The sequence below is a fragment of the Novosphingobium sp. 32-60-15 genome, from assembly GCF_002280675.1.
Taxonomy (GTDB): Bacteria; Pseudomonadota; Alphaproteobacteria; order Sphingomonadales; family Sphingomonadaceae; genus Novosphingobium.
Map to the genome: position 1 here is coordinate 34,794 of NZ_NCEN01000020.1, position 15,754 is coordinate 50,547.

The 15,754-nt window shown below is 59.7% G+C and carries 9 protein-coding genes and 1 pseudogene; 8 read left to right on the forward strand and 2 right to left on the reverse strand.

Going from position 1 to position 15,754, the window contains the following annotated elements:
* Window positions 1–26: 26 nt before the first annotated feature.
* The 4 genes from B7Y89_RS13815 (at window position 27) to B7Y89_RS13830 (ending at window position 9,646) form a co-directional block, all read left to right on the forward strand.
* A complete protein-coding gene (locus B7Y89_RS13815) occupies window positions 27–1,256 on the forward strand; it encodes a TIGR04063 family PEP-CTERM/XrtA system glycosyltransferase (protein ID WP_292939078.1) in 1,230 nt (409 codons plus the stop codon).
* A 61-nt stretch (window positions 1,257–1,317) separates the two neighbouring features.
* Window positions 1,318–3,336, forward strand: a complete 2,019-nt coding sequence (locus B7Y89_RS13820; protein WP_292939079.1) for a hypothetical protein — start codon at window positions 1,318–1,320, stop codon at window positions 3,334–3,336.
* A gap of 222 nt (window positions 3,337–3,558) precedes the next feature.
* On the forward strand, window positions 3,559–8,199 hold the full coding sequence (gene gltB, locus B7Y89_RS13825) for a glutamate synthase large subunit (protein ID WP_292939080.1): 4,641 nt from the start codon (window positions 3,559–3,561) through the stop codon (window positions 8,197–8,199).
* Between the two features lie 13 nt (window positions 8,200–8,212).
* A complete protein-coding gene (locus B7Y89_RS13830) occupies window positions 8,213–9,646 on the forward strand; it encodes a glutamate synthase subunit beta (RefSeq protein ID WP_292939081.1) in 1,434 nt (477 codons plus the stop codon).
* 234 nt (window positions 9,647–9,880) lie between these two features.
* Here B7Y89_RS13830 and B7Y89_RS13835 read toward each other — a convergent pair whose 3' ends face one another.
* Window positions 9,881–11,209 carry a hemolysin family protein gene (locus B7Y89_RS13835; RefSeq protein WP_292939082.1) on the reverse strand — a complete coding sequence of 443 codons (1,329 nt, stop codon included), beginning with the start codon at window positions 11,207–11,209 and terminating at the stop codon, window positions 9,881–9,883.
* 176 nt (window positions 11,210–11,385) lie between these two features.
* Between B7Y89_RS13835 and B7Y89_RS13840 the strand changes: the two genes are divergently transcribed.
* Window positions 11,386–12,078, forward strand: a complete 693-nt coding sequence (locus B7Y89_RS13840; protein WP_292939083.1) for an OmpA family protein — start codon at window positions 11,386–11,388, stop codon at window positions 12,076–12,078.
* Between the two features lie 133 nt (window positions 12,079–12,211).
* Window positions 12,212–13,207 (forward strand): aldo/keto reductase, encoded by a 996-nt coding sequence (locus B7Y89_RS13845; RefSeq protein ID WP_292939084.1) that lies wholly within the window; start codon window positions 12,212–12,214, stop codon window positions 13,205–13,207.
* On the opposite strand, the gene B7Y89_RS13850 is transcribed toward B7Y89_RS13845, so the two are convergent.
* The gene (locus tag B7Y89_RS13850) at window positions 13,204–13,983 is read right to left on the reverse strand and encodes a 3'(2'),5'-bisphosphate nucleotidase CysQ (protein WP_292939085.1); all 780 of its coding nucleotides are present in this window, start codon (window positions 13,981–13,983) and stop codon (window positions 13,204–13,206) included. The two genes, B7Y89_RS13845 and B7Y89_RS13850, sit on opposite strands and share 4 nt — an antisense overlap.
* A 223-nt stretch (window positions 13,984–14,206) precedes the next feature.
* Here B7Y89_RS13850 and sucC point away from each other — a divergent pair, with 223 nt between their 5' ends.
* Window positions 14,207–15,406: an ADP-forming succinate--CoA ligase subunit beta gene (gene sucC / locus B7Y89_RS13855; RefSeq protein ID WP_292939086.1), complete on the forward strand. Its 1,200-nt coding sequence runs from the start codon at window positions 14,207–14,209 to the stop codon at window positions 15,404–15,406.
* A 174-nt stretch (window positions 15,407–15,580) separates the two neighbouring features.
* A pseudogene (locus B7Y89_RS13860) lies at window positions 15,581–15,754 on the forward strand (electron transfer flavoprotein subunit beta/FixA family protein); the annotation flags it as partial.

Consider the following 15,754-nt stretch of genomic DNA (forward strand, 5'->3'; position numbering starts at 1 on the left):
GCCTTGTTGTGGCAGGTATAGTGACCATGATCCGTATTCTGCACGTCCTAGACCATTCGCTGCCACTGCAAAGCGGCTACACTTTTCGCACCCGGGCGATTCTCAAGGCGCAACAGGCCATGGGATTTGAAGTGCGCGCGGTTACCGGTTTGCGGCAAGAAGGGCCTGCAACCGGTGCCCCATCCGATACGGTCGATGGCTTGCAGTTCTATCGCACACCCGGCGTGGCACAGGGACTACCGCTCTTGCGCGAATGGGGCGAAGTTTCAGCGCTGGCCGAACGTATTGTCCACGTCGCCCGCGAATGGCGGCCCGATGTCCTTCATGCCCATTCACCTTCGCTGTGCGGACTGGCCGCGGTCAAGGCCGGGCGGCGGCTGGGCATACCGGTTGTCTATGAAATCCGCGCATTCTGGGAAGATGCCGCCGCTGGCAATGGTACGGGCCGCGAAGGCAGCGCCAAGTACTGGCTGACGCGCGTGCTGGAAAACGATGTGGTCAGCGGCGCCGACCGCGTCGTCACGATCTGCGAAGGGCTGCGCCATGATTTGATTGCACGCGGCTTTGCGCCCGAGAAAATCTCGATCATGCCCAATGGCGTTGATCTTGAATTGTTTGGTGATCCTTTGCCGCGTGATCAGGCCTTGGCCGGGGAACTGGCGCTGGGTGACGGGCCGGTCATCGGCTTCCTTGGCAGCTTTTACCCCTATGAAGGCCTTGATGATCTGATCGCGGCGATGCCGGCGATTGTCGACAAGGTGCCCGGCGCGCGTTTGCTGATGGTCGGCGGCGGCCCTGCCGAGGCTGCGTTGCGCGCCCAAGCCGCTGCATCGTCTGCGGCTGATGCAATCTGCTTTGTCGGGCGCGTTTCGCACACGCAGGTTGACCGCTATTATTCGCTGGTCGACGTGGTCTGCTATCCGCGCAAAGCCATGCGCCTGACCGAACTGGTCACGCCGTTAAAGCCCTTGGAAGCAATGGCGCAGGGCAAGCTGGTGGCGGCATCAGACGTCGGTGGCCACCGCGAACTGATCCGCGACGGGGTGACCGGCACCCTGTTCCCCGCCGATAATCCCGCCGGCTTGGCATCAGCCATGACGCAAATGCTGACAGCGCAAGCCGACTGGCCCGAGCAGCGAAACCGCGCCCGGCAGTGGGTGGGTGAGCATCACGATTGGGCCGCGAACGTCAGACGTTATCAAGTCGTTTACCAAGCGCTGATACCACATTTCAAATTGATGGCTGCGGCGGCGTAATCCGCACGGCCTTATGAATACCAAGCTGTTCCATAAACTTGAAAGACAGGATGCACCGCCCGTGACCGCGACAAAGCGCAAGCCCAAGCCCATCACTGCGAACCCGCTGTTTCCGCTCGTAACCGCTTTGTGGTTTGCGACGCTTCTGGGATTGGGCAGCTTTGCCACTGCGCCTGCGCTGTTGGAAGGGCCGGTTGTGGCACTGGGCATCCCCGCATGGATACCGGCGGCCGCACCGCCGCTGGGATTCACCACACGAGCGATCTTTGCAGTTGCCATGCTGGGCCTTGGCGCCGTGTTCGGTTACAATCTGGGCAAGTTTCTGGGCCGCGACAAAACTGCATCGCCTGTGCGGGCACGCGGGCCTGGCAAAAAAGACAGCGCGGCGGCATCTGCGCAAGCATGGCGGCCGATCAACGCCAACGAAGATCTTGGCGCACCGCTGGACGCGCCCGTCACGGACGCGGCTGCACCACGCCGCCGTGCCCTGACGCAAAGCGATGAAGCGCCTGTTGCCGCAACGCCTGCTTTCATAGCTTCACCGACCGATCACGCGCCAGTGTTCAAGGAAAGGCAGGAATTCCAGCCTTCTGCCGCTGATAACACCGCCCCGCCTTCGGACAAGGTCGCTGACCCGCTCGGGCTGGATCTGTTTCTGGAAGAGGCCAGCGCAACAGAGCCTGCGCCATTCACAACCTCGCCCCCGGCGTTCGCTGCCCCGCAAGAAACGCCCGAGCATGAGGCTGCAATTGCGCAATTTGAGCCCGATGACGCCGAATTTGCGGACGAGCCTGAAAGTGAGGGGTACGGAACTTCATTCGAACCAATCATGGAAGCGGTTGCGACCGCTGAGCCCCACTCTGCTGAACCAGAGCCCGTTCAGCCAACGCGCTTGCAGCAGGCACTTGCCCAACCGGCACTTGCCCAACCGGCACTTGCCCAACCCATGCCTTTCCTTCAGGCCCGTGCGGTGGATGCGCTGCCGATTGACCGTGCTCCGCTCGACAACCTCGGGTTGGTCCAGCTTGTTGAACGTCTGGCTTTGGCGATCTCTCGCCGCGCGGCACCGGCAGAGCGATTCGAGCCAGTGCAGCCAAAACTGTCCGAACTTAAAATGGCCGAACCTGTCATAGCCGAGCCTGTGATAGCCGAGCCTGTCATGGCCGAGCCAATGATGCCTGAAACAAGCCTGGTTGAGCCAGACGCGCCAGAGTTCAATGCGCCCGAGTTCACCGCACCGGCCTTTACCGCCCCTGCGCCAAGCGCGCCGGATTACGTGGTATCAGCGCCAATGGCACCGCCGGCAATGGCGCGCTTTGAAAAAGCGCCAAGCGCTGCACCTCTTACCGAACTGCCCGATGAGGACGCCGATAGTGCGTTTGGCACGGCCTCTTTCATTCAGGACGACGCTTTTTCAACGGAGGCCGATGCGCCGGAACAAGCGGAACGCATTGTGCATCTGCGCCCGTCCACGCTCCAGCCTTTGCCATCATTCGCCGATTTGGCGCTCGATCCGCAAGCGCCTGATGATGAACCAGAGCCAGAGCATGACGCGGGTCTTGAACGTTTCCTGCGGATGTCACCACTACTGGCCCGCAAGTCTGATCAAATTGCCGAAGCTTTTGGCGTAACGTCCGATACTGCGCCCGAACCCGAAGTGGTTGAAGATTGCTATCCCTCGTTGCTCGATATGGCGCCCGTCGTTCCACGGCGAGAGCCATTGCGCATCGAAGACAGCGCTTTTGAAGACGATGTCATAATTGAACCGGCTGTCGTGTTCCCCGGTCAGGAAGCGCCTTGGTCTGCGCAAGCGGCAAGGGTTGCTCCAACGCCATCTGCGGCGATCACTGCTGCCCCACCTTCTCTTGCCCCATCGCGTCCGTTTGAACGGCCATCAGTTATCCCCGTGCCCGGATCACCCCTCGCATCTCCGGGCCGTGCGGCACCGTCGGCGCAAGTGCCGGTTGCGTATGAACCGGATAATGCCGGTCAAGCGCTGGGCATGCCAGATGCCGAAGAGGCCGACCGTGCTTTGCGGGCGGCGCTGGCCACACTTCAACGGATGACCGCGCGGGGCTGATCTGCCGATCAGGGCAGATTTTCCGCTGCGAAAGCCGGGAAAGTCGACCCTTTTTGCCGTATCGCATCCGTATTTCCGGGCTAAACCCTGCGCTTACCCTTGTAGCGCAGTTGCAAAATAACTTTCCTGCAGTCATGGGGGTCCTTCGCGCAACTTTCGTCGCCTTTCGGGCGTCGTGATTCGCGCGTCACTCCTCTTTATGGATGTAGGACGATCATCGAAATGGGATTTCCGCCGGTTCAGGGCCTTTACGATCCACGCAATGAACATGACGCCTGTGGCGTGGGCTTTGTTGCCCATATCAAAGGCCGAAAAAGTCATTCCATTGTTGATCAGGCACTGGAAATTCTGCGCAATCTTGACCACCGCGGCGCGGTGGGCGCTGATCCGTTGCTGGGTGATGGTGCGGGCATCCTGATCCAGATTCCGGACCTTTTGTTCCGCAAATGGGCAACATCCGAAGGCAAGGAACTGCCGCAGCCGGGCGATTACGCCGTGGCCATGTGCTTCCTGCCTCAGGATGAAGCCGCACGCCTGTTCGTCACCGAATTCTTCGAAAAGTTCATCGCCAAGGAAGGTCAGGAACTGATCGGCTGGCGCGATGTGCCAGTGACGATGGACGGCTTGGGCAAGGCTGTGGTCGATTCCATGCCGGTCATTCGCCAGTGCTTCATCAAGCGCGGGCCGAACACGCCGGATCAGGCCGCGTTCGAACGCAAGCTGCTCGCCATCCGCAAGCAGACGCAAAACCCGCTCGCCATGATGGCGGAAAAGCACGGGCTTCCGGGCGTAACCCAGCTCTACATGCCCAGCTTCTCGACGCGCACCATCGTTTACAAGGGCCTGTTGCTCGCCAATCAGGTCGGCACGTTCTACGATGATCTGCGCGATGCCGATTGCGTTTCGGCCTTGGGCCTTGTTCACCAGCGTTTCAGCACCAACACCTTCCCAAGCTGGAAGCTGGCGCACCCGTTCCGGTTCATCGCCCACAACGGTGAAATCAACACGGTTCGCGGCAACGTGAACTGGATGAATGCGCGCCGCCGCACGATGGAATCAGAGCTGCTCGGCCCTGATCTCGACAAGATGTGGCCGCTGATCCCGCATGGTCAGTCAGACACCGCCAGCCTCGACAATGCGCTCGAACTGCTGCTGGCAGGGGGCTACAGCCTTGCCCACGCGGTGATGATGCTGATCCCCGAAGCATGGGCCGGCAATCCATTGATGAGCCCTGCGCGCCGTGCATTCTATGAATATCACGCTGCGCTGATGGAGCCTTGGGACGGTCCTGCCGCGGTGGCCTTTACCGATGGCCGCCAGATCGGCGCCACGCTGGATCGCAACGGTCTGCGCCCTGCGCGCTTCTCGATCACGCGTGATGACTTGATCTGCATGGCGTCGGAAAGCGGCGTTCTGCCGTTCCGCGAAGAAGACATTGTCCGCAAGTGGCGTCTCCAGCCGGGTCGCATGCTCCTGATCGATATGGAGCAGGGCAAGATCATCGAAGACGAAGAGATCAAGGCTGAATTGGCCGCTGCCGAACCTTACGAGGAATGGCTGGAACAGGCGCAGTACAAGCTCAAGGAACTCGACGTGATCGAGCCTGAGCTGGCCGCGCTGCCGGTACAGACCACCTCGTTGCTCGATCGCCAGCAGGCGTTCGGCTACACGCAGGAAGACATCTCCAAGTTCCTGGAGCCGATGGCCATTGCGGGTGATGATCCGCTGGGTTCGATGGGCACCGACACGCCAATTGCGGTGCTGTCGAAGCGTTCGCGCCTGCTTTACGATTATTTCAAGCAGAACTTCGCGCAAGTCACCAACCCGCCGATTGATCCGATCCGCGAAGAACTGGTGATGAGCCTTGTCAGCATGATCGGCCCGCGTCCGAACCTGCTGGGTCAGGATGCCGGCAGCCACAAGCGCCTCGAAGTCGATCAGCCGATCCTGACGAACGAAGATATCGCCAAGATCCGTTCGGTCGAAGCGGCGCTGGACGGTGCCTTCCGCACCGGTACGATTGATACGACATGGCCCGCTTCTGCCGGCGCTGATGGCCTTGAAATGGCGATCAAGGAAATGTGCTGGGCTGCAACCGAAGCGGTGCTGGCAGACAAGAACATCCTGATCCTGTCAGACCGCGGCCAGAACGAAGACCGCATCCCCATGCCTGCGGCCTTGGCAACAGCGGCGGTGCATCAACACCTTGTCCGTCAGGGCCTGCGCATGCAGACAGGCCTTGTGGTTGAAACTGGCGAAGCGCGCGAAGTGCATCACTTCTGCGTGCTGGCGGGCTATGGCGCAGAAGCGATCAACCCGTACCTTGCGCTCGAAACGTTGGAGCAAATCCGCGTTGCCAAGGAACTGCCGCTTGAGCCCAAGGATGTAAAAAAGAACTACATCAAGGCCATCGGCAAGGGCATTCTCAAGGTCATGTCCAAGATGGGCATCTCGACCTACCAGTCATACTGCGGCGCGCAGATCTTTGACGCGGTCGGCTTGTCGAGCGAGTTCATCGAAAAGTACTTCACCGGCACCGCGACCAGCATCGAAGGCGTAGGCCTCAAGGAAATCGCCGAAGAAACCGTGCGCCGCCATGCCACGGCCTATGGCGATAACCCGATCTACAAGAAGATGCTCGACGTTGGCGGCATGTACCAGTCGCGCACGCGCGGCGAAGAGCATGCGTGGACGGCAGCAAACATCGCCAACCTGCAACATGCAGTGCGCGGCAATACGTCTGAAAAGTACGCCGAATTCGCGCAGTCGATCAATGACCAGTCCGAACGGCAATTGACCATTCGCGGGCTGATGGAACTGAAGAAGGCCGAAACGCCGCTCGACATTTCCGAAGTCGAACCCGCCAGCGAAATCGTCAAGCGCTTCGCCACCGGCGCGATGAGCTATGGCTCGATCAGCTGGGAAGCGCACACGACACTGGCCGTGGCGATGAACCGCATCGGCGGCAAATCGAACACCGGCGAAGGCGGCGAAGACCCTGCGCGGTTTACGCCCATGGCCAACGGAGATTCGATGCGCTCTGCGATCAAACAGGTCGCCTCGGGCCGCTTTGGCGTGACCACCGAATATCTCGTCAACGCAGACGATGTGCAGATCAAGATGGCACAGGGCGCAAAGCCCGGTGAAGGCGGCCAGTTGCCGGGTGACAAAGTCGACAAGACCATCGGCAAGACCCGCCATTCGACACCGGGCGTCGGCCTCATATCGCCGCCGCCGCACCACGACATCTACTCGATCGAAGACCTCGCGCAGCTCATTCACGATCTCAAGAACGTGAACACAACCGCGCGTATCTCGGTCAAGCTCGTGTCCGAAGTGGGCGTTGGCACCGTGGCTGCGGGCGTTTCCAAAGCGCGTGCCGACCACTTGACGATTTCGGGCTATGAAGGTGGCACCGGCGCATCGCCGCTGACATCGCTGACGCATGCGGGCTCACCGTGGGAAATCGGTCTCGCCGAAACCCAGCAAACGCTGCTGCTCAATAACTTGCGCAGCCGCATTTGCGTGCAGGCCGATGGCGGTATCCGCACCGGTCGCGATGTGGCTGTTGCCGCATTGCTCGGCGCGGACGAGTTCGGCTTTGCCACCGCACCGCTGATTGCGGCGGGCTGCATCATGATGCGCAAGTGCCACTTGAACACCTGCCCAGTCGGCGTTGCCACGCAAGACCCTGTGCTGCGCGCGCGCTTCACCGGTCAGCCGGAACATGTGATCAACTACTTCTTCTTCGTTGCCGAAGAACTGCGCGCGATCATGGCCGAGATGGGCTTCCGCACCATCGCCGAAATGGTCGGGCGGGTTGACCGGCTTGATACCAACAAGGCGATCCATCACTGGAAGCTTGAAGGCATTGATCTGTCGAAGCTGTTGCACCAGGTCCAACCGGTTGAGGGCACGACCCTGAACTGGAGCGGCACGCAGGACCACGGCCTTGAAGCTGCGCTTGATCAGGACCTGATCAAGGCCAGTGCTGCGGCACTGGAAAGCGGGCAGGCGGTGCGCCTTGAACGCAATGTGATCAACGTAAACCGCACGGTCGGCGCAATGCTTTCGGGCGAAGTTGCCCGCAAGTACGGCCACAAGGGCTTGCCGGACAACACCATCCACGTCTCGTTCAAGGGTGTGGCAGGCCAGTCATTCGGCGCGTTTGTCGCCCACGGCATCACGCTCGATCTGGTTGGCGATGCCAATGACTATGTCGGCAAGGGCCTTTCGGGCGGCCGCGTCATCGTGCGCCCACCGGCACACGTCGAACGCGATCCGGCAGAAAACATCATCGTTGGCAACACCGTGCTTTACGGCGCGATTGCGGGTGAGGCCTATTTCAACGGCGTTGCCGGTGAACGCTTTGCCGTGCGCAATTCAGGTGCCGTTGCGGTGGTCGAAGGCACGGGTGACCACGGCTGCGAATACATGACCGGCGGCGTTGTCGCGGTGCTGGGCAAGACCGGCCGCAACTTTGCCGCAGGCATGTCGGGCGGTGTCGCTTATGTCTATGACATCGACGGCAACTTCGCCGAACTGGCGAACAAGGCAATGGTCGATCTGCTGCCGGTATCCGCAGAGCGTGACGAGGATGATGGAGCTGGCCGTCCGCAACAGCGCGGCGTTGATGTCTATGACTTCGGCATGGGCGACATGCTCTATCATGATGCAGAACGTCTGCGCGTGCTGGTTGAACGCCACCACCTCTACACCGGCAGCAAGCGTGCCCGCGAAATCCTTGATAACTGGGCGCAGGCTCTGCCAAAGTTCGTCAAGGTAATGCCGCGCGATTATGCACGCGCCCTGCGCCAGATGGAGGCCGAGCGCCTCGAAGCTGCTTCTGTCGCAGCTGAATAAGGGTTAGATTACAATGGGCAAGGCAACAGGCTTTCTCGAAATCGAACGTAAGGACCGCACATATGATGCGCCTGCGGAACGGCTGAAGCACTATCGCGAATTCGTGATCCCGCACGATGCTGCGGGGCTGAAGGGGCAGGCGGCGCGCTGCATGAACTGCGGCATTCCGTACTGCCACAACGGCTGTCCGGTGAACAACCAGATCCCTGACTGGAATCACCTGGTCTATGAAGACGATTGGCGTGAGGCGCTGACCAACCTTCATTCGACCAACAACTTTCCCGAATTCACCGGTCGCATCTGCCCCGCCCCGTGCGAGGCAGCGTGCACGCTGAACATTGTCGATCAGCCCGTAACGATCAAATCGATCGAGTGCGCGATTGTCGACAAGGGATGGAAAGAAGGCTGGATCGAACCACAGGTTCCCGCCAAAAAGACGGGCAAGTCGGTCGCCGTGGTAGGCTCCGGTCCCGCAGGCATGGCCGCCGCACAGCAATTGGCGCGCGCCGGTCATTCCGTCACGGTGTTTGAAAAGAGCGACCGGATCGGCGGCTTGATGCGTTATGGCATCCCTGATTTCAAAATGGAAAAGACGCACATCAACCGTCGTGCGATGCAGATGGAGGCCGAAGGCGTCCAGTTCCGCACCGGCGTCGAAGTGGGTGTGACCGTTTCCTTCGCCAGCTTGCAGGAAAACTTCGATGCGGTCGTCCTTTCGGGCGGCGCTGAAGACCCTCGCGGCCTTGGCATTCCCGGTGCGGAATTGCCCAGCGTGCGCATGGCGATGGAATTCCTGACCCAGCAGAACAAGCGCAATGCAGGCGATGATGAACTGCGCGCCGCCCCGCGCGGCTCGCTGCTCGCCACCGGCAAGCACGTTGTCGTCATCGGTGGCGGCGATACCGGGTCTGACTGCGTTGGCACGTCAAACCGTCAGGGTGCCGCTTCGGTCACCCAGCTTGAAATCATGCCCAAACCGCCTGAAAAGGAAGACAAGGCGCTGTCATGGCCGAACTGGCCGCTGAAGTTGCGCACGTCTTCCAGCCATGAAGAAGGTTGCGAGCGCGAATTCGCCGTGCTGACCAAGCGTGTTGTTGGCGAAAACGATGTCGCTGGCCTCGAATGCGTCCACGTCGAGTGGGTGGGTGGCCAGATGCAGGAAGTTGCCGGCAGCGAATTCACGATCAAGGCGGACCTCATCCTCCTCGCTATGGGCTTCGTCGGCCCGCGCAAGCAGGGCCTGCTCGAACAGGCTGGTGTCGAGCTTGACGCGCGCGGCAACGTCAAAGGCAACGTCGTCGATTACAAGACCAGCGTCGAAAACGTCTTTGCCTGTGGCGATATGCGTCGCGGCCAAAGCCTTGTCGTCTGGGCCATCCGCGAAGGCCGGCAATGCGCCCGCGCAGTGGATGAAGCCTTGATGGGCGTCAGCGAACTGCCACGCTAAGGCTGATCGCCAGCCAGAATTAAAAGGGGCGTCCAACCGGGCGCCCCTTTTTTGATTGCTCACCCGTTCGACACGGGCAGAATTGGCTACCGCTAAACCCATCCTCCGTCATCCCGGCGAAGGCCGGGATCCATAACCTCTGCGATCAGAGGCTAAAGCCGCGTAAAAACGCAAGGCCATGGGCCCCGGCCTGCGCCGAAGTGACGGTCGTGAAGTGTTCGAATGTTGGCGGCCTCAGCCGTCGGCTTGCGCCTCAACCACCACTGCCGCTTTGCGCTTGCTCACCAGCAGCTTGTCGATCTTGCGGCCGTCCATATCCACCACTTCAAAGCGCCAGCCCTGATCGTGGAAATGCTCGCCCTCGCTCGGCAGCTTTTTCAGCACGGACAGGCAATATCCGGCGGTCGTCGCAAATTCCCGGTCGTCGGGCAGTTCGATACCCAGACGGTCGGCCATCGCATCGGCGGGCAGCGCGCCTGAAACAAGAAGCGAGCCATCCTCGCGCTCAATCACCATCGGGCTGTCACCGGCATCGCCATGGCCAACGAAATTGCCGGCAATGGCTGCCAGCAAATCAGCCGGTGTTACAATGCCTTCAAGATGGCCATATTCGTCATGCACCAGCGCCACCGCCACTTCGGCCTGCTGGATCATGGTCAGCGCGTCCATCGTATCAAGCTGGTCTGGCACAATGGCGGGCTTTTTCATCAACCGGCCCAATTGCACGCGGCGCCCGCGCAGCAGCGTCGAGAGCACATCGCGCACTTTGACCACGCCGACAATCTTGTCGACCGAACCATCGGCCACCAGCAGCAGCGAATGGGGTGAGTCTTCAATCGCGGCGCGCAATTCGGTTTCAGGCGCGCGGCGCTCAATCCAGTGCAGTTCCGTGCGCGGAGTCATCACTTCGCGCACCGGGCGTTCAGCCAGCCGCATGATGCCGCTCATAAGCGCGCGCTCTTCTTCCTCAATTACGCCCGAACGCGTGGCCTCTGCGAAGATCATGTGCAGTTCTTCGGCGGTAACGTCCTGATCGGTCGCGGCCTTAAGGCCCATCATGCGGATCAGCAGGCTTGATGATTTATCGAGCGTCCACACAAACGGCGCGGTGATGCGCGACATCATCGCCATGGCAGGCGCTGCAATCTTGGCGATGGGTTCGGCCGCGCGCAGGGCCAATTGCTTGGGCACCAATTCGCCGACGACCAGACTGAGGTACGTGGTAATTGCGATGACAATGGCAAAACCTGCGTCATCGGCGAAGCGTTCGGGCACGCCCCACACGATCAAACGCTCTGCCGTTGGTCCGCCAAGGCTCGACCCGGAATAGGCACCCGCAATAATGCCGACCAGCGTTATGCCGATCTGGACCGTCGAAAGAAATTTTCCGGGATCGGCGGCAAGTTCGATTGCAACCTTTGCGCCTTTGCTGCCCTCTTCAGCCGCGACTTTCAACCGCGCTGTGCGCGCAGAGACGATCGCCAGTTCTGACATAGAAAACAGGCCATTGAGCACAACGAGGCCCAAAATTAGCAGCACATCGGACCAAGGATAAGGTGTCACGCGGCAGGCTCTAACAGATTTGAACGTGAAGGCGAAGAGTGCTGATAAAGTTCTGCAAGATGCTTGCTGCCATTGTCGTTCGGGAACCGTTCAGTTGATTTGGGCTTATCTCAACTGTCAAAGACGCATTCCGTTGCATATGATCATGCTGGATTGTTGATCCAAGGGGACAGGAAATGAATATTCGTCGCATTATGATGTCGAGCGTTTGCGCGGTTTCGCTGATCGGGTTGTCAGCCTGCGTGACTGATCCGAACACGGGTGAGCGCAAGGTTTCACGCACGGCAATTGGCGGAATCGGCGGTGCGCTGGGCGGTGCATTGCTGGGCGGCCTGATTGGCGGCAAGACCGGGCGTATCGTTGGTGCAGGCATCGGCGGCGTTGCAGGCGGCGTTATAGGCTATCAAAAAGACAAGCAGATCAAGGAACTGCGCGAACAGACCGCAGGTACCGGGATTGACGTAAGCGAAACCGATGGCGGCAATGCCATTCTCGTCAACTTGCCCAACGGCGTCACATTCGATGTTGATAGCTCGACCGTGCGCCCTGCATTTGCAGCTACGCTCGATCGTGTTGCACAATCGCTGATGCAATATCCCGATTCGCTAATCGACGTTTATGGCCACACCGATTCAACCGGTTCTGACACATACAACCAGGCGCTTTCGGAACGTCGCGCCCGCGCCGTTGCAGACTACCTGATCTCGCGCGGTGTTGGTTATGCCCGTATCCGCAGTCAGGGCTTTGGTGAATCGCAGCCGATTGCATCGAACGACACAGAACAGGGTCGTTCGGCCAACCGCCGCGTTGAAATCAAGATTGTCCCGATCAGCCAAGATGATGTGAACGCTGCCCGCACCGGCAACTGATCACAAACTGGCATGAATGCAGCGGCGTCGCTCCCACAGGGGCGGCGCCGTTTGCTATGCTGGGCATACGATTCGCGGTTGACTGCCGCGCCTGCGCACTGGCATCGGCAGCGACAGCAGGAGATTTGACGACATGCCGATCCAACGCCGCGCGATCAATGGCCACCTGACCAATCCGGTGGGCCTTGGCTGCATGTCGCTAAGCTGGGCCTATGGTGGGCGGCCAAGCGAGGAGGACGGCATTGCTCTGCTCCATCGCGCCATCGACATCGGCTATGATCACTTCGATACAGCGCGGCTTTATGGCCTTGGCCATAACGAAACGCAGGTCGGTATCGCGCTTGAAGGGCGACGTGATAAAGTCTTTCTCGCCTCGAAAATGGGCATCTTTGCCTCGGGCGAAAAGCGCGGAATAGATTGCCATCCAGATACGATCCGCAGCGAGGTTGAAATCTCGCTGAAGCTTTTGCGGACCGATCATATCGACCTGTATTATTTGCATCGCCGCGATTTCACCGTGCCGATCGAAGATTCGGTGGGCGCGCTGGCGGATCTTGTCAAAGAAGGCAAAATTGGCAGCATTGGCCTGTCCGAAATGTCTGCAGACACATTGCGCAAAGCCCATGCAGTCCATGCAATTGCAGCGATGCAGACCGAATATTCGCTGTGGACCCGGCAGGCGGAAATCGCCGTGCTGGATGCATGTCGTGAACTTGGCACCACTTTTGTCGCGTTTTCGCCCGTTGCACGCGGGGCGCTTGCCAATGGGGTGAGCGATCCTGCGTCCTTGGAAGAAAAAGACATCCGCCGCGCCATGCCGCGTTTTATGGGCGATAATTGGCCCGGAAATCTGGCGTTGATCCAGCAATTCAACGCTATAGCCTTGCGTGAGGGGGTAACGCCTGCGCAATTGTCACTGGCTTGGGTGCTGTCGCGGGGGGATCACATCGTCACCATCCCCGGCACTGGCAAGATTGCGCATCTGGAAGAAAACATCGCGCGATGGGACTGGGACATTCCCGCGTCAGTGGCGGTTGAAGTCAACGCGCTGATTAATCAGCAGACCGTTGCAGGCCATCGCTATGCTGGCGCAATGATGCCGACGATTGACACAGAAGACTTCGCTTAAGTCCAGGCCTTCGCTGCGCGGTCGCTCAGGCGCTCGACGGCTGCTGCATGAATGGCAGGTGCGGTCACCAGCAGGCCGAATGCGCGCGGATCGCGTTTGTTGAAACTGATCGGTTTGCCGAACACATCGCTGACCGCTGCGCCCGCCTCGCGGGATATCAGCGTGGCGGCGGCAATATCCCATTCGAAACCCCAGCGGATCGTGGCGAGCAAATCTGCCTCATCTGCTCCGACCATGGCGATGCGCAGCGCGATGGAATTGGGTTTATCGACTGTTACAAGGTCCGAATCGATTCGCCCCAAGCTGTCGGCGGGGACGCGCGATCCTGCCAATTGCATCCGGTTGCTGGCAATCAACCTTTGGCCGTTGCGAATCGCACCTTGCCCGGCAATCGCGGACCAGTATTCGCCGCGGGCAGGCGCGCTCAAAATGCCGAACAGCGGGCGGCCTTCGCTGACCAATGCCACTGACACCGACCAACCGGGGCGCCCGCCAACAAAATCGCGTGTTCCGTCAATGGGATCAACCAACCAGCACAGGCCGCGCTCAAGCCGTTCCGGGTGATCGACGGTTTCTTCGGAAAGCCAGCCAGCAGAAGGCAGAAGCGCACCAAGTTCTCGCTTCAGGAAGGTGTCCACCGCGATATCGGCCTCACACACCGGGCTGCCTGGCACCTTTTCCCACACTTTCAAGGCGTGTCCGTGGCCTGGCCATTTGGCAAGAGCCATGGCTCCTGCCTGGGCGACAATCTGGTTGAGGCGGTTGTGGTCGATCATGCTACTTTTCGTCAGGTGGGCCTTCTTAAACGGCGGCGCAAGACGCATTCCCCCTCGACTTTGGTTTAGGGAGGCGTTTACGCCCCTTTTCAAGCCCTCTTTGCTGTGCTTAAGGCATCGGGACTCAAAGCACCAACGGCGGTGCATACCTTTGCGCCAACGGCGGCGTTCGTTGGCTCTATTGGTCGCGCGGCCGGGGCCCATTGCATAGCGAGGATCACGCATGAACGTTCATGAATATCAGGGCAAAGAACTCCTTGCGAAGTTTGGCGTCGGCATTCCAGCAGGCATCGCTGCGCTGACGGTTGAAGAAGCTGTCGCCGCTGCAAAGCAGCTTCCCGGACCGCTTTACGTGGTCAAGGCGCAGATCCACGCCGGTGGACGCGGCAAGGGCAAGTTCAAGGAACTCGGCCCCGATGCCAAGGGCGGCGTACGTCTGGCCAAGAGCATCGAAGAAGTCGAAGCTTTCGCCAAGGAAATGCTCGGCAACACGCTCGTCACCATCCAGACCGGTGAAGCAGGCAAGCAGGTCAACCGCCTCTATGTCACTGATGGCGTTGATATCGCCAAGGAATATTACCTCTCGATGGTCGTTGATCGTGGCACCAGCCGCATCGCGCTGATCGTGTCGACCGAAGGCGGCATGGACATCGAAGAAGTCGCGCATTCCACGCCTGAAAAGATCGCCACCATCGTGATCGATCCGGTCGAAGGCTTCATGCCGCACCACGGCCGTGCTGTCGGCTTCGCGCTGGGCCTGTCGGGTGAACTGCATAAGCAGGCCGCCAAGATTGCAAACCAGCTTTATAACGCGTTTGTCGCGCTCGATTGCGACATGCTCGAAATCAACCCTCTGGTCGAAACCAAGGATGGCAACCTGCTCGTCCTCGACACCAAGATGAGCTTCGATTCGAACGCGCTCTATCGTCACCCAGACGTTTTCGCGCTGCGCGATGAAACCGAAGAAGATCCGGCTGAAATCGAAGCATCGAAGTATGACCTTGCCTACATCAAGCTTGATGGCAACATCGGCTGCATGGTCAACGGCGCTGGTCTTGCCATGGCAACGATGGACATCATCAAGCTGAACGGCGAATTTCCGGCCAACTTCCTCGATGTTGGCGGCGGCGCCAACAAGGAAAAGGTGACAGCGGCGTTCAAGATCATCCTGAAGGATCCAGCGGTCAAGGGCATTCTCGTCAACATCTTCGGCGGGATCATGAAGTGCGACATCATCGCTGAAGGCATCGTTGCCGCAGCGAAGGAAGTGAATCTTTCGGTTCCTTTGGTCGTCCGTCTCGAAGGCACCAACGTCCAGCAGGGCAAGGACATTCTGGCAAATTCCGGTTTGCCAATCGTCGCTGCCAACGATCTGGGCGATGCCGCGAAGAAGATCGTGGCCGAAGTGCGCGCGGTCGCCTGAACCGAGGCACAACGCGAATGAACGAAAGGGGCGCTGGGCAACCGGCGCCCCTTTCTGCATTCTGGGCGTATGGAAGAAGGCGTGATTCGCTATCGCCACAACAAGCGCGGTTAACGCTTACGTAAGCGTGAATTATGCCGCACCCATTGGATGCAAGGAAAGGACTGCTGGCCGATGAAAGCCCTGGTCTGCGTGAAGCGCGTGATCGATTACAACGTGAAGCCGCGAGTGAAGGCGGATGGCACGGGCGTTGATCTTGCGAACGTGAAGATGAGCATGAACCCGTTTGACGAGATCGCGGTTGAGGAAGCCATTCGCCTGAAGGAAAAGGGCGTTGTGACCGAGATT

Excerpts from the sequence above, each read along its gene's own strand:
- gltB (WP_292939080.1), top strand. The coding sequence starts at position 3,559 with ATGGGATTTCCGCCGGTTCAGGGCCTTTACGATCCACGCAATGAACAT.
- sucC (WP_292939086.1), top strand. The coding sequence starts at position 14,207 with ATGAACGTTCATGAATATCAGGGCAAAGAACTCCTTGCGAAGTTTGGC.
- B7Y89_RS13815 (WP_292939078.1), top strand. The coding sequence starts at position 27 with ATGATCCGTATTCTGCACGTCCTAGACCATTCGCTGCCACTGCAAAGC.
- B7Y89_RS13845 (WP_292939084.1), top strand. The coding sequence starts at position 12,212 with ATGCCGATCCAACGCCGCGCGATCAATGGCCACCTGACCAATCCGGTG.
- B7Y89_RS13850 (WP_292939085.1), bottom strand. The coding sequence starts at position 13,983 with ATGATCGACCACAACCGCCTCAACCAGATTGTCGCCCAGGCAGGAGCC.
- B7Y89_RS13830 (WP_292939081.1), top strand. The coding sequence starts at position 8,213 with ATGGGCAAGGCAACAGGCTTTCTCGAAATCGAACGTAAGGACCGCACA.
- B7Y89_RS13840 (WP_292939083.1), top strand. The coding sequence starts at position 11,386 with ATGAATATTCGTCGCATTATGATGTCGAGCGTTTGCGCGGTTTCGCTG.